The following is a 13,361-nucleotide window of genomic DNA, read 5'->3' as shown; positions in this document are numbered from 1 at the left end:
TCTCCCCTTCTGCTGTCACACTATCCCGCAGTGCCAATGACCTGGTCTTGGTTATCAGCTCCACCGATCAGATCATCGTCAAGGATTGGTTCGTCGATGCCCTGCGCTACATCGAACAAATCCAGTTCAAGGATGGCACCGTATGGAGTCCCTCTGAGCTAAGCGCGCTAATGGCCGCGACGAACACGGCCACGCAATCGACCACGTCGACGGCTTTAACAGGCAGCGCGAGCCCCGACAAACTCTACGCCCTCTCCGGCAACGACACCCTCACCGCCCTGGCCGGCAACGACTTCCTCTTCGCGGGCGAAGGCAATGACAGCCTGGACGGTGGTGCCGACAACGACTGGCTGTGGGGCGAGGCAGGCATCGACACCCTCAATGGTGGTGCTGGGGCCGACACCATGCTCGGCGGCTTGAACGATGACACCTACTACATCGACAACGCGGGGGACAAGGTCATCGAGCTGGCCGATGGCGGACGCGACACCGTTCGCACCACCGTCAACTACCTTGCATCCGATCATGTGGAGGTGCTGATTGCATCCGGTACCGAGGACATCGCACTCACTGGCCACGCCACCCAGTCCACCCAGTTAATGGGCAATGCCGGCAACAACCTGATCGTCGGCGGTGCTGGCGCAGATCGTCTCTACAGCCGCGGTGGGGCAGACACACTGCGAGGCGGTGGCGGAGACGACATCTACTTCATCGACAGCAGCAACGCCCGGATCGAAGAAGATGCCAACTCCGGAGGTGGCGGCCTCAATGACCGGGCCTACATTTATGTGGACAACTACGTCGTACACAACAATCTGGACACGGTGTATCTGACCGGCTCAGCTGCCGTCACCGCCACCGGCAACGGTGCCAAGAACATCATGAAGGGCAATGGCAACCACAACGTTCTGTTTGGCGCCGGCGGCTTGGATCTCATGTCTGGCGGCAGTGGTGATGACACCTTGCGCGGTGGCACGGGCATGGACATCCTCATGGGTGAGGCGGGTAACGACACCTATGTGATCGCTGCCGGTGATGGCAAGGACATGATCACCAACAACGATGCAACCGGGTATGACACGCTGCTGCTGGAGAGCGCCAACGAGTCGCAAATCTGGCTGCAACGAAGTGGCGATTCGCTGCTGGTATCGGTGATCGGCACATCTGATGGCGCCACCGTGTCATCGTGGTTCCAGGGCACCAATCACCAGCTCGACGAGATCAAGGTGGGGGCCACCGGCAAGGTGCTGGCAGCCAGCAAGGTCGATGCCTTGCTGCAAGCCATGTCCAGCATGGTGCCGCCAGCAGCCGGCCAGACCTCGCTGCCACAGCCCTATCAAGACAAACTCAACAGCGTGATCGCTGCAAGCTGGGTGTAAGCCGTTCAAGGCCCGCAGAAGGTGCTCAAGCGGGCTTGCTGAAGTACTGGTTCAGCAAGCCCGCTGCGCTTCGCGAAGCGTTATCGCGGATGCCGTCATGGCCACAGCCGGCAAGCGTCAGCCCTCGTTCAGCGTCGGCGACGGCGCACCACCAGCGCCCCACCCACCAGCCCCAAAGCCATGAGCGGCAAGGTACCGGATTCCGGCACGGCAGACAGGTTCACATGGACCTGAAAGGCGGCAGGATTGGCCAGGCTGGTCACCGTGCCCAGGACGGGACTGGTCGAATAGACGCCCGTGAAGCTGCTGATGGATTGCCCAAAATAGCCTTCGACGCCGCTGATCAACTCGCCCGTATCGCAACCACCGCCGTTGTCGGGCAGGCTGTAGCCGCAAGCTGCCAGATAGTTGCCCATACCGGATCGGTTGATCACTTTTGCACCGTCAATGCCCAAGGCCTCGCTGATGCCATATCCGTTGACCACCACCGAGGTCAGCGACGCTACGCCAGCGCCGGTTAAAAGCCAGTTCGTCCGCTCATACGAAGACAAGACCAGAGACACATGGCCTGAGGCCGTGCCCTCCACGTTGACAACGGTCGTGCCTGGGATGAAAACCCCCGTGTCATTGGACTGTTCCCCGGAACTGCCTCCGTCGTACAAGCCGATGACGTGGATTTCGGGTGCTGCCCCAGGATCCGCAGCGTACTGACTTTCCTGGGTGAAGGTGTCATTGCCAATGGTCACCACGGTGGCCATGGCTTGAAACGATGCAGGCAAAGCCAGGCCAACGATCAGCGCAGCGCGGCGCCAGGTTATTGCTTTCATGAGAACCCCTGATATGTGAATGATGAACTTGATGAATCCACTCGGACCATCAGTGCTCAGTATCCATACGGCTCAGCGTGCAGGCAATCATCGTCAGCCCTGATGAATCAAAAAGCCACACGATTGACCTGAAAAAACCGGGCACATGGCCCGGTTTGCAAGTGTGTCAACACCAGTAAAAGGCGTGATCAAGCCCTCGTTCAGCGTCGGCGACGGCGCACCACCAGCGCACCACCCACCAGCCCCAAAGCCATCAGCGGCAAGGTACCGACTTCTGGCACGGCGGATGGGGTGGCTGTCACAGCGAAGCTGAAAAAGTAGTTGTTCACATTGACGTTGGCCGTCATGAAGTTCATGCAAGACAGCGCGGCGCAATGCACATCGGTGGTGGAAGGGTAAGCGTAGTTGGCGCCATCGAGTTGCGTCCAGAACCACCAGGACCACTCCACGCCTGCTGGAGCAAGGCCAATACCAAGAGCCCCCGGTCCCGCACCCACTTCACCCGTCTGCTTCAGACCCAGGATGGCGGACTGCCCAGCGGCACCGTCCCACAGCGAGCCATCATTGATGATAGGGAAGCCGTCACGCCAGGTCGGGATGAGAAAGTCAAAATCCGAGGAATACTTGAACTGACCGTATGCCGTCGCAAACTGTGGATCGCCAGCTTGCGGAACTTGAGAAGCCACATTCACACCGATGAGCCACTTACCCGCATCAGCAGACAGCGTCCACTCATGACCGAGCGGATCCAGCACGACCTGGCTCTTGGTCAAGGTATCGAAGCGGAATATCAAAGCCTGTGAGGTCACCGTGACAGGCGCACCCGTGGTGGGCGCAAAAATCAGTTCCGTCTGCAAAGGCGCCGCCAGCGAACAAGCCCCATTGCTGCAATCCCAAACGGGCGCAGATTCGTTGAGTGAAACCTGACCAAAGCCAGCAGGCAGCCCGCTGTCGTCAACGGTTGCGGACAGGAACTGCCCGTCCAGTTGAACGCTCGCAGCGTGGGCCATGCCCACCGACAGGCTCGAAACGAGCAAGGTGGTCAAAGCGACCTGACGAAGACCCAAAGTCATGACGACATCTCCCTGATGTTGTGAATGCAGACCGGCCCTCGCACAGCCGTGTACATCACAGGCCTTGGGGCGGGTATTCCCGGATTATCCATGCATCGACTGCCACGCGCCACACCAAGCCCGGGGGACGCTGCGCCCCAGCGACATCCAGTGCGCCGCACAAAAACAAAACCGGACACAAGGCCCGGTTTTGCGAGTCACACATGATCCTTTCGGATCATGGCAGCGAGCTGATCACTCCACCGCCTTGACCATTTCTTCCACGACCTTCTTGGCGTCGCCGAAGACCATCATGGTCTTGTCCATGTAGAACAGTTCGTTGTCCAGGCCGGCATAACCGGAAGCCATGGAGCGCTTGTTCACGATCACGGTCTTGGCCTTGTAGGCTTCCAGGATCGGCATGCCGTAGATCGGGCTGCCCTTCACGTGCGCGGCGGGGTTCACCACGTCGTTGGCGCCCAGGATGATGGCCACGTCGGCCTGGCCAAATTCGCCGTTGATGTCTTCCATTTCGTGCACCTGGTCATAAGGCACTTCGGCCTCGGCCAGCAACACGTTCATGTGACCAGGCATGCGGCCCGCCACCGGGTGGATCGCGTACTTGACGTTGATGCCCTTCTCGGTGAGCTTGGCAGCCAGTTCCTTGACGGCGTGCTGGGCACGGGCCACAGCCAGGCCGTAACCGGGCACGATCACCACGGTTTCGGCGTTGCTCAGCACGAAGGCGGCGTCGTCAGCCGAGCCGCTCTTCACAGGGCGCTGCTGTTGTGCACCACCGGCAGCGGCCGTGGCCTCACCACCGAAGCCGCCCAGGATCACGCTGAAGAACGAGCGGTTCATGGCCTTGCACATGATGTAGCTCAGGATCGCGCCCGAGGAACCCACCAGCGAGCCAGCAATGATCAGCATCGAGTTGTTCAGCGAGAAGCCGATACCAGCCGCCGCCCAGCCCGAGTAGCTGTTGAGCATCGACACCACGACGGGCATGTCAGCGCCGCCGATGGGGATGATGATCAGCACACCCAGCACAAAGCTCAGTGCCACCAGGGCAAAGAACACGTCCAGACGCTGCACGTCGGTGGCCATGAAGGTGGCGATCAGCGCCACGGCGGTCAGGCCCAGCACCAGGTTCAGCATGTGCTGACCGGCGAAGCTCACGGGCGCGCCCTGGAACAGGCGGAACTTGTACTTGCCAGACAGCTTGCCGAACGCGATCACCGAACCGGAGAAGGTGATGGCACCGATGGCCGCACCAAGGGCCAACTCCAGGCGGTTGCCCACCGGGATCACGGCCAGGGCATCACCAATGGGCTTGGCCACGATCTGGAAGGCATACGGCTCGGCCACCACAGCAATCGCGATGAACACGGCGGCCAGACCAATCATGCTGTGCATGAAGGCGACCAGCTCGGGCATCTTGGTCATCTCGACGCGCTTGGCCATGATGGAGCCGGCTGCGCCGCCCACCACCAGGGCACCCAGCACATAGGCGATGCCTTGGCCGAAGTCGACGTTCAGGGCTTGCGCCTGACCTTGAATCAGACCCACCGTGGTCAGCACGGCGATCGTCATGCCGATCATGCCGAACAGGTTGCCGCGGATGGACGTGGTCGGATGGCTCAAACCCTTGAGCGCCTGGATGAAACACACCGAGGCGAACAGGTAGAGCAAAGCGATGAGGTTCATGCTCATTTACTTGGCTCCTGCTTTCTTGTCTTTCTTCTTGAACATTTCAAGCATGCGCCTCGTGACGAGGAAGCCGCCGAATACGTTCACGGCCGCCAGGGCCACGGCGAGCACGCCCATGGTCTTGCCCAAAGGCGTGACGGTCAGTGCGGCGGCCAGCATGGCGCCCACGATCACGATGGCAGAGACCGCATTGGTCACGGCCATCAAGGGGGTATGCAAAGCGGGGGTCACCGTCCAGACCACGTGATAGCCCACATATATGGCCAGCACGAAGATGCTCAGGTTGATGACGACGTGGCTGACGGGCTCTAAAGCTTCCATCGTTGTCTCCAGATAGTAAGAAATCGGACTGTCAGGCGATCAATCGAACTTGCGGATCTCTTTGATCCCATTGCGTTCGTCGAGCAGCACGACCTTGGGCTTGTAGCTGGCCACTTCTTCTTCGTTCATCGGCGCGTAGGTGCAGATGATCAGCAGATCGCCCACATGGGCACGGCGGGCGGCCGCACCATTGAGCGAGATCGTGCCGGAGCCACGCGGCGCCTTGATGATGTAGGTGGCAAAACGCTCGCCGTTGTTGACGTTGTAGAGCTCGATGTACTCGAACTCTTTCATGTCGGCTGCGTCCATCAGGTCTTCATCGATGCCACAGGAACCTTCGTAGTCCAGGATGGCTTCGGTGACGGTGGCGCGATGCAGTTTCGCGCGCAGCATATTGCGTTGCATGGCTTTCTCCTCAGGGCTCACCGTGCGCGCATCAGGCGCGCAGCAGTTGGCCGTCACGACACATCAGGCAAGCCTTGACGATGTCATCTTCCAGATCGACGTTGAACTGGCCTTCCTTGTTGAAGACAAGCTTCAGGAAGTCGATCACGTTGCGGGCGTACAGGGCAGACGCGTCAGCGGCCACCAGCGCGGGCAGATTGGTTTCACCCACCAGCGTCACGCCATGCTTGACCACAGTCTTGTTGGCTTCGGTCAGGGGGCAGTTGCCGCCTTGCGCTGCAGCCAGGTCGACGATGACGGAGCCGGGCTTCATGGCCTTGACCATGTCCTCGGTGACCAGCACGGGTGCGGCACGACCAGGGATCAGCGCTGTCGTGATGACGATGTCGGCAGCGGCCACTTTCTTGGCCACTTCCGTCTTCTGACGGTCCAGCCAGGATTGCGGCATCGGGCGGGCGTAACCACCCACGCCTTCAGCGGCTTCCTTCTCTTCGGCGGTCTCGTAAGGCACGTCGATGAACTTGGCGCCCAGCGACTCGACCTGCTCCTTCACGGAAGGACGCACGTCGGAGGCTTCGATCACGGCACCCAGGCGCTTGGCGGTGGCAATGGCTTGCAGACCGGCCACCCCCACACCCAGGATCACCACGCGAGCGGCCTTGACGGTGCCGGCAGCGGTCATCAGCATGGGGAAGATGCGCTGGTACTTGTCAGCGGCGATCATCACGGCCTTGTAGCCAGCCAGGTTGGCCTGCGAGGACAGCACGTCCATGCTCTGGGCACGGGTGGTGCGTGGCGCGGCTTCCAGGGCGAAGGCGGTGAGCTTGGCGTCGGTCATGGCCTGCAAGCCGTCCTTGTCGAACGGGTTGAGCATGCCGATCAGCACGGCGCCCGGCTTCATCTGGGCCATTTCGTTGGCAAAGGGGCTGCGAACCTTGAGCACCATGTCGGCACCCAGGGCGCCGGCTGCATCGGTGATCTCGGCACCGGCGGCCACATAGGCTTCATCGGTCACGCTGGCAGCCATACCGGCACCAGCCTGCACACGCAAGGTGTGTCCTTGGGCCTTCAATTTCTTGACGGTCTCCGGTGTCACGGCCACGCGGCTTTCGCCGACGGTGGTCTCCTGGGGAATGCCTATCAGCATCCGAGTCTCCTACACATGTGGATGATGCAGCCGCTGTGCTTCTTGAAAAGCGCGCGGCCGGCGTGAACTTTGCCTAACCCACCAGCATACACAAAGTTCACGTCTTTCCTAGGGTTTCAGCTGACAGAGAGGACGTTTTGGCCTGTCCGGACACCCAAAACCCCTCAATTTGAGGTTTTGCGTTGTCAAATTTGGCGCCTGCCGGCACGTCACATGCGTGCAGATGCCGACCAGATGTGCGTAGAACGCCCTTTCTTGGGGTATCCCACGAGGACGTTAAGTCATACACGCGACAAGACATTAGGGGATAATGCCCGGCTCATGAAGACCGCCGATTTGCTTCTCGAGCCTGTGCCCCAGCATGAGCCTGCCCAGCCACCCAAAGTGCGCTGGAAGCCCAATGTCACCGTCGCCGCGCTGATCGAGCGCGACGGGCGCTTTCTGCTGGTCGAGGAAGAGACCTCCGACGGCCTGCTGCTGAACAACCCGGCAGGCCATCTGGATCCAGGCGAATCGCCCATCCAGGGCGTGATCCGCGAAACCCTGGAAGAAACCGCTTGCACCTTCGAGGCAGAAGGTTTCCTGGGCATGTTCATGTCGCGCTTTCGGCGCACCCGCACGGGTGAAGACATCACCTATCTGCGACTGGCCTTTTATGGCTCGGTCGGCGAGGCGGACCCGGCCCTGGAGTTGGACGAAGGCATCGTGCGCGCCGTGTGGATGACGGCCGACGAGATCCGCGCCTGCCCCGAACGCCATCGCAGCCCGCTGGTGCTGGAGTGCCTGGAGGCCTACCTGGCCGGCGAGCGCTACCCGCTGTCCATCCTGACCGTGCACGAAAGCGTGTTCAAGGCGCCGGCCCACAACCGCGCTTCCTGATCCCGCCGCATTTCTTCGGCCTTCCTGTTTCTTTCCCGGGTTCTGATTCTCATGACACAACGCCAACGCGTGGTCGTCGGCCTGAGCGGCGGCGTGGATTCCGCCGTCACCGCCTGGCTGCTCAAGCAACAAGGGCACGAGGTCATCGGCATCTTCATGAAGAATTGGGAAGACGACGATGACAGCGAGTACTGCTCGTCGCGCCAGGACTTTCTGGATGCTGCCTCGGTGGCCGACGTGATTGGCATCGAGATCGAGCACGTGAATTTCGCGGCCAACTACAAGGACCGCGTCTTCGCCGAGTTCCTGCGCGAGTACCAGGCCGGCCGCACGCCCAACCCCGACGTGCTGTGCAATGCCGAGATCAAGTTCAAGGCCTTTCTGGACCACGCCATGCGCCTGGGTGCCGAGAAGATCGCCACAGGGCACTACGCGCGCGTGCGTTCAGTGGCCGATGCGGCTTATGAAAACGGCCAGCGCTTCGAGTTGCTCAAGGGACTGGACCCGTTGAAGGACCAGAGCTACTTCCTGCACCGCCTGAACCAGGCGCAATTAGCCAAGACCATGTTCCCCGTGGGCGAGCTGCCCAAGACGGAGGTGCGCCGCATCGCCGCCGAGATCAAGCTGCCCAATGCGAAGAAGAAGGACTCGACCGGCATCTGCTTCATCGGCGAGCGCCCTTTCCGCGAGTTCCTCAACCGCTACCTGGCCAACGAGCCCGGCGCGATCAAGGACGACCGCGGCCGCAAGCTGGGCGAGCACGTGGGCCTGAGCTTCTACACCCTGGGCCAGCGCAAGGGCATCGGCATTGGTGGCGTGAAAGAGAAAGGCGCTCCGCGTGGAGGCGGCGAGCATGACCCGTGGTTCGTGGCCCGCAAGGACATGGCCACCAACACCCTGTATGTGGTGCAAGGCCATGACCACCCCTGGTTGCAACAGCACACCCTGGTGGCCGATGACCTGAGCTGGGTCGATGGCAAGGGCCCCGGCGTGGGCGCAGCAGGCGTGGGCGCCAAGACGCGTTATCGTCAGGCCGATGCGCCTTGCGTGGTAGAGGCTGCCGATGCGAAAACCATCAGCCTGAGCTTCCCGGATGCGCAATGTGCCGTCACGCCTGGGCAATCGGCCGTGCTGTACCAGGGCGATGTGTGCCTGGGCGGCGGCGTGATTGCCAGCGCCGAATGAACACTGATGACACGCGCCAACGACTCACTGCCTGATCTGCTGAAGACCTTGCTGGCAGCAGGAGAAAGTGAAGTCGTCGAGTTCAAGGAAACACACGACAACTTTCCGTTATCGGACATTGGCAAATATTTCTCGGCTATCGCCAACGAGGCCAATCTGCGTGGGCTCGAAGCGGGTTGGCTTGTGTTCGGCGTCAACGACAAAACACGCCTGGTGACTGGTACGCGGTTTCGTGAAGAACCTGCGCGCCTGATGGCACTGAAGCAGCAGATCTCCGATGTTGTCGAACCTTCGACGTCCTTCAAAGATATCCATGTGCTGGAGGTACCTGGCGGGCGCGTCGTTCTGTTCGAGATTCCCGCTGCCCCACGTGGCATGCCCATCGCCTGGCAAGGGCATTTCTATGCGCGCAACCATGACAGCCTGGTGCCGCTGAGCCTGGTCAAGCAGGATCAGATTCGCCAACAGGGCGGCGCTCAGGATTGGTCGGCGGCCATCTGCCCGGAAGCGGACTTGTCCGACTTGGACTCAGGCGCTGTGGCGAAGGCGCGCGAACTCTTCAAAGCCAGATTCAAGAGCCGATTGTCAGAGGCCGACATCGACAGCTGGAGTGATACGGCGTTTTTGGATCGCGCCAAGCTCACGATCAACGGGCGCATCACCAGAACGACGCTGCTGCTATTGGGCAAAGCCGAATCCACCCACCACCTCAGCCCTTATGTTGCGGAGTTGACCTGGAAGCTGGAAGGCCCCGAGCGGGCTTATGAGCATTTCCATCCACCCTTTTTGCTGCAAACCAGCGCGCTCTACCAGCGAATTCGCAACCTCCGCCTGTCCTTTTTGCCGCCAGGCCAATTGATACCGGTCGACATCCCCAAGTACGAACAAGCCATCGTGCTGGAAGCGCTGCACAACTGCATTGCCCACCAGGACTACACGGCATGCGAACGCGTACTGGTCACGGAACGCAGTGGTGAATTGGAGTTCTCCAATGCTGGCGGATTCTTTGATGGCACACCTGATGACTACGTGCTGGGCAACCGCACACCGCGCCGTTATCGCAACCGTTTTCTGACCGAAGCGATGGTCACGCTACGCATGATGGACACCATGGGCTTCGGGATCAGGGAGGTGATGTTCAGGGGGCAGGCTCGACGCTATTTGCCCATGCCGGACTACGACCTCAGCGACGCGAGCCATGTTGCGCTGAAACTGTCTGGTCGCTTCCTGGACGAGAACTACAGCCGCCTCTTGCTGACCCACGACGATTTCACGCTGGCAGACATTCTCGCGCTGGACCGTGTCCAGAAGCGCCTGCCTATTGACGATGATGCCATCCGCGCCCTGCGCCGACGGGGCATGATCGAAGGGCGCAAGCCGACGCTGCACCTGTCCGCCAAATTGGCGGAGGCCACAGACGACAAAGGACGCTACATCAGGCACAGACGGCAGGACGATGCGCATTACCGTCATCTGATCCTGGACTACCTCAAGCAGTTCAAAACGGCCAGCCGCGACGATCTGCGCGACATGCTGCTCCCGGTCTTGCCCGCGATCCTCAGCACCGAGCAGAAGGAAAACAAACTCAAGAACCTGCTGGCTGCACTCCGGCGAGATGGTGCCATCGTGAGAGAAGGCCCACCGACCAAGTCCCTCTGGCGTCTCGGATAGTGAACAACACGAATCAGGCCCCTGAGCGCTCATTTATCCGAGATATCTATCCAAGATCAGATCCAAAATCAGAAAAAGCGCTTTCATATCAAATACTTGCAAAAGGCGCCGCTCGGATATCGCGTTGACGCACATGACTGCTGACTATCCAATCCCCATCGTCATCCTCGACACCAACGCCTTGCTGGACTGGCGCGTCTTCAAGGACCCCGCCGCCCAGCCGATTGCGCAAGCCATTCTCGAGGGCCGCATGCGCTGGATCGCTTGCCCTTCGATGGAGCAGGAGTGGCACCAGGTCTGGCCGCGCAGCTACCTCAAGGCCTGGCAGCCTGACCCGATGCTGACGCTGACGGTGTTCCAGCACGCCGAGTTCGTGGACGAGCCACCGCGCGGCCCGTTTCGCTGCAAGGACCCGGATGACCAGGTCTTCATCGACCTGGCCTTGCATGTGGGTGCCACCTGGTTGTTCAGCAAGGATGCGGCCCTGCTCAAGCTGGCTCGGCGCGCGCGGACACGCGGTGTGAACGTGATGAGCCTGCAGACCTACGTGGCGAATCAGTTGGCTGCGGCATCGCTTGAGCCACCGACCAACTCGGCCAACGCCTGAGCCACCTGCTCGATCACCGGCCCCCACTGGCCCGCCTGCAAGCCCTTTGCATCCTGCCGAAACAGGCGCATCACGCCGGGGTACCAGGGTGAATCGGTGCGCTCGTTCATCCAGCGCCAATCGGTCTTGTAGTCGCTCAGCAGCACCCACACGGGTTTGCCCAAGGCGCCCGCCAGATGAACCATGGACGTGTCCACGCCGATGAGCAGGTCCAGGTTGGCGATGACCGCTGCCGTCTCGGCAAAGTCGCCCAAGGGCTCTGCCAGGGCTTCCAGCGGCTGTGCCTGCGGCGGATGCAAAGCCTCCTCGCTGCCCACGCCACTTTGCAAGCTGAAGAAGCGCACGCCCGGCACGCGCCACAGGGGTGCCAGGCTTGCCAGCGAAGGCAAAGAGCGTTGCGCATCGTTTTCATGCGCGGGGTTGCCACGCCAGACCAGGCCAACGCGCAAGGCGGGCTTCGCATGGTCGGCATCCTCCACACGCTTTGGGGCCATGCCCTGCGCCGCACGCGCCGCCACACGATCGGGGTCAGCCTGCAGATACGGCAAGCGCGTCGGGATCGTGTCCAGCGTGGTGCCGCATAAATGAGGCAGGCTCATCAAGGGCACCCAGGTATCCCAGGCAGCGGGCGCAAAAGGCTCGTCGAACGCCAAGTAGGCATCCAGATCAGGCATCCGGCTCAACAGGTGCTTCAAGGCCGGCTGCCCCCAGATGCCGATGCGGCCGGCGCCCATCGCCTTGAGCATCGGCACATAGCGCGCCATGTGGATGAGGTCACCATGCGCCGCATCCGGTGCAATCAGGATGGACCGGCCATTCAAGGCATCGCCCATCCAGCGCGTGATGCCCAGCTTGGCTTGCAACTCGCTTGGAAAGGTCCGACTTTCATTGCACAGCCAGCCTTCGCGCAACTGGCCTTGGCGCATCAACAGGTAGCCCAGGTTGAAGCGGGCCTTGTCGTAGTCTGGGTCAAGTTGCAGCGCATGGTTCAGGCAGGCCAGCGCGTCGTCTTCGCGGCGCATGCAGGTCAGCATGGCGCCCAGGTTGGACCACACAGCCGGATCCTGCGGCCGCAGCTGGATGGCGCGCTGATAGCTGGCTTCCGCCTGCACGAATTGCATGCGCTGCGCCTGCAGGGTAGCCAGGTTCATGCACGCGGCAAACAGATCGGGCGCGTGTTGCAAAGCCTGCTGATAGCAGGATTCGGCCTCATCCCACTGTTGATCATCTTCCAGCAACATGCCCAGGTTGGACCAGGCCTCGGCCAGGTCAGGCCGCAAGCCCAGCGCGTGCCGAAAGCTCGCCATGGCCAGTTGCGTCTGACCTGAACTTTGTTGCGCCACGCCCAAGGCAAAAGCGGCCTGCACGTCCAGGGCATGCCGCGCCTGCTCAGGCGGTTCGGTGCGAGGGGCGGGCGAGGAGGTCATGCTGCGACGGCTGCGGCAAGTCGGAATGCACAAGGATACCGGGCAGAACCGCCCATGGCGCTTCCAGAAGCCCGATGCCTGAGCGCATACTTTCGCTTTCACGCCAGGTACATGCACCGATCTGATTTGCCACCCCATGCTTGAGCCACACGCCCCTCGTCACCTCACCTCACGTGCCACCTTGCGCCGCCGCACCATGTTGCTGGCGCCCCTGGCCATCGCCGGCCTGCTGGCCGCCTGTGCGACCCTGCTGGGCCCCCGCACGATCGAGATCTCTCGTGATGAGTTGCTGACCAAACTGGGCAAGCAGTTCCCCACCACCAAACGGGTCATGAAGCTGCTGGACGTGACAGCCTCGCTGCCCTCGCTGGATCTGCAGGAGGAGAAGAACCGGGTGACCGCCAGCGTGGACCTGGCCGCCCGAGAGCTGCTCATGGGCCAGGAATACAAGGGCAAGGTCGCCCTGAGCTTTGGCCTGCGCTTCGAGCCCAAGGACCTGACCCTGCGCCTGACCGAACCCAAAGTGGAACAGGTCGCCGTGGAGGGCCTGCCCGCCATCTACCAGCGGGCCCTGACCAACCTGGGCGCCAAGCTGGTGGAAGAAACGCTCAATGACTATCCGGTGCACCAACTCAAGCCTGAAGACCTGCGCACCGCTGACCGCCTGGGTTACCAGGTCAAGGACATCGCCGTGACGCGCACCGGCCTGGCCGTTCACCTGGTGCCCCGCCCCTGACGCGCCCCACCCGGC

At 61.5% G+C, this 13,361-nt stretch carries 13 protein-coding genes; 6 read left to right on the top strand and 7 right to left on the bottom strand.

Going from position 1 to position 13,361, the window contains the following annotated elements; translation table 11 throughout:
* The coding region (locus HY836_RS14380) for a calcium-binding protein (RefSeq protein ID WP_290677066.1) at nt 1-1,379 on the top strand (1,379 nt) is incomplete at its 5' end.
* A gap of 128 nt (nt 1,380-1,507) precedes the next feature.
* Here HY836_RS14380 and HY836_RS14375 read toward each other — a convergent pair.
* From HY836_RS14375 to HY836_RS14350, 6 genes are all read right to left on the bottom strand, one after another.
* On the bottom strand, nt 1,508-2,206 hold the full coding sequence (locus HY836_RS14375; RefSeq protein ID WP_290677063.1) for a PEP-CTERM sorting domain-containing protein: 699 nt from the start codon (nt 2,204-2,206) through the stop codon (nt 1,508-1,510).
* A gap of 200 nt (nt 2,207-2,406) precedes the next feature.
* Nucleotides 2,407-3,279, bottom strand: coding sequence for a PEP-CTERM sorting domain-containing protein (locus HY836_RS14370; protein ID WP_290677060.1), 873 nt, complete (start codon nt 3,277-3,279; stop codon nt 2,407-2,409).
* A gap of 234 nt (nt 3,280-3,513) precedes the next feature.
* Nucleotides 3,514-4,971, bottom strand: a complete 1,458-nt coding sequence (locus tag HY836_RS14365) for an NAD(P)(+) transhydrogenase (Re/Si-specific) subunit beta (protein ID WP_290677057.1) — start codon at nt 4,969-4,971, stop codon at nt 3,514-3,516.
* Nucleotides 4,972-5,289 carry an NAD(P) transhydrogenase subunit alpha gene (locus HY836_RS14360; RefSeq protein ID WP_133610116.1) on the bottom strand — a complete coding sequence of 106 codons (318 nt, stop codon included), beginning with the start codon at nt 5,287-5,289 and terminating at the stop codon, nt 4,972-4,974. It lies immediately after the preceding gene.
* A 39-nt stretch (nt 5,290-5,328) separates the two neighbouring features.
* Nucleotides 5,329-5,694: an aspartate 1-decarboxylase gene (gene panD, locus HY836_RS14355; RefSeq protein ID WP_290677048.1), complete on the bottom strand. Its 366-nt coding sequence runs from the start codon at nt 5,692-5,694 to the stop codon at nt 5,329-5,331.
* A 31-nt stretch (nt 5,695-5,725) separates the two neighbouring features.
* Nucleotides 5,726-6,841, bottom strand: a complete 1,116-nt coding sequence (locus HY836_RS14350) for a Re/Si-specific NAD(P)(+) transhydrogenase subunit alpha (RefSeq protein WP_290677045.1) — start codon at nt 6,839-6,841, stop codon at nt 5,726-5,728.
* A 321-nt stretch (nt 6,842-7,162) separates the two neighbouring features.
* On the opposite strand from HY836_RS14350, the gene HY836_RS14345 reads away from it, so the two are divergent.
* From HY836_RS14345 to HY836_RS14330, 4 genes are all read left to right on the top strand, one after another.
* Nucleotides 7,163-7,720 (top strand): NUDIX hydrolase, encoded by a 558-nt coding sequence (locus HY836_RS14345; RefSeq protein WP_290677041.1) that lies wholly within the window; start codon nt 7,163-7,165, stop codon nt 7,718-7,720.
* A gap of 51 nt (nt 7,721-7,771) precedes the next feature.
* On the top strand, nt 7,772-8,905 hold the full coding sequence (mnmA, locus tag HY836_RS14340; RefSeq protein ID WP_290677038.1) for a tRNA 2-thiouridine(34) synthase MnmA: 1,134 nt from the start codon (nt 7,772-7,774) through the stop codon (nt 8,903-8,905).
* A gap of 6 nt (nt 8,906-8,911) precedes the next feature.
* A complete protein-coding gene (locus HY836_RS14335; protein ID WP_290677035.1) occupies nt 8,912-10,576 on the top strand; it encodes an RNA-binding domain-containing protein in 1,665 nt (554 codons plus the stop codon).
* A gap of 133 nt (nt 10,577-10,709) precedes the next feature.
* Nucleotides 10,710-11,183: a putative toxin-antitoxin system toxin component, PIN family gene (locus HY836_RS14330; protein WP_290677032.1), complete on the top strand. Its 474-nt coding sequence runs from the start codon at nt 10,710-10,712 to the stop codon at nt 11,181-11,183.
* Here HY836_RS14330 and HY836_RS14325 read toward each other — a convergent pair.
* Nucleotides 11,132-12,610 carry a tetratricopeptide repeat protein gene (locus tag HY836_RS14325; RefSeq protein WP_290677029.1) on the bottom strand — a complete coding sequence of 493 codons (1,479 nt, stop codon included), beginning with the start codon at nt 12,608-12,610 and terminating at the stop codon, nt 11,132-11,134. The two genes, HY836_RS14330 and HY836_RS14325, sit on opposite strands and share 52 nt — an antisense overlap.
* A 136-nt stretch (nt 12,611-12,746) precedes the next feature.
* On the opposite strand from HY836_RS14325, the gene HY836_RS14320 reads away from it, so the two are divergent.
* Nucleotides 12,747-13,346 carry a DUF1439 domain-containing protein gene (locus HY836_RS14320; RefSeq protein ID WP_290677025.1) on the top strand — a complete coding sequence of 200 codons (600 nt, stop codon included), beginning with the start codon at nt 12,747-12,749 and terminating at the stop codon, nt 13,344-13,346.
* Nucleotides 13,347-13,361: the final 15 nt, after the last annotated feature.

Origin of the sequence: Aquabacterium sp. (assembly GCF_016234775.1) — a bacterium.
Classification (GTDB): Bacteria; Pseudomonadota; Gammaproteobacteria; order Burkholderiales; family Burkholderiaceae_C; genus Aquabacterium.
This window is presented reverse-complemented; position numbering and strand designations above follow the sequence as displayed.